Below are 728 nucleotides of genomic sequence, written 5' to 3' on the forward strand. Positions count from 1 at the left end.
TGTCATTGGTGTTGCTGTCATTTACAGTAACCACCGGTGCAACCAGATCAACCCCAAAGCCATCCGCTGCATTCAGCGTATCACCTGTACCCGGGTTACCCGCCACATCACTATAGCTGCCTGTAGCAACGCTGATACTTGGTGCTGTACCTGAGCCATCCGGGGTAAACGTTGCCGTCCAGGTCTGACCAGTTGCATCCGGTGTGATCGCACTTAAGCTGCCACCCACTACCGTTATATCACCCTGGCTAAAGCCGCTGACCGGCTCATTAAAGCTGAAAGTAATCGTGGTGCTTTCACCTGCTGCAAGTTTCAGATCAGCAGCACTGATGGTTAATGTCGGTGCTGTCGTGTCAACTGCATAGCTTTCTGTTGCAATAGCCGTGAAGCTATTACCCACAAGATCATGAACCAAGACGCTGCCATTGATTTTGCTGTCGCTATCCGCGGCAAGATCGCTACCCGCAACATCAACATTCCACAAGCCACCACTTTGAACAGTCGTGTTATACAACTTGCCGTTAATGTTGAGGCTAACGACATCACCAAGCTGGTATTCACCAGTCACGCTACCGCTGATATTAATGCTTAGACCCGCTTCTGCTGCATTAATGATGCTGTCATTTGTAACCGGATCAATGTTTAAGGTCGCTGCTGGGGCAACAGTATCTACTGTTAATGAACCGGTATCTGTACTGCTGTTCCCTGCAGGATCTGTCGCTGTGACT

1 protein-coding gene is annotated in these 728 nt (G+C 49.7%); it reads right to left on the reverse strand.

Features of this window, described 5'->3' with window-relative positions:
• Positions 1 to 728: Ig-like domain-containing protein (locus GTU69_RS16945; protein ID WP_166172228.1), on the reverse strand; the 728-nt coding region annotated here is incomplete at both ends.

The organism is Acinetobacter sp. SA01 (genome assembly GCF_011319235.1).
In the GTDB taxonomy this organism is placed as follows: Bacteria; Pseudomonadota; Gammaproteobacteria; order Pseudomonadales; family Moraxellaceae; genus Acinetobacter.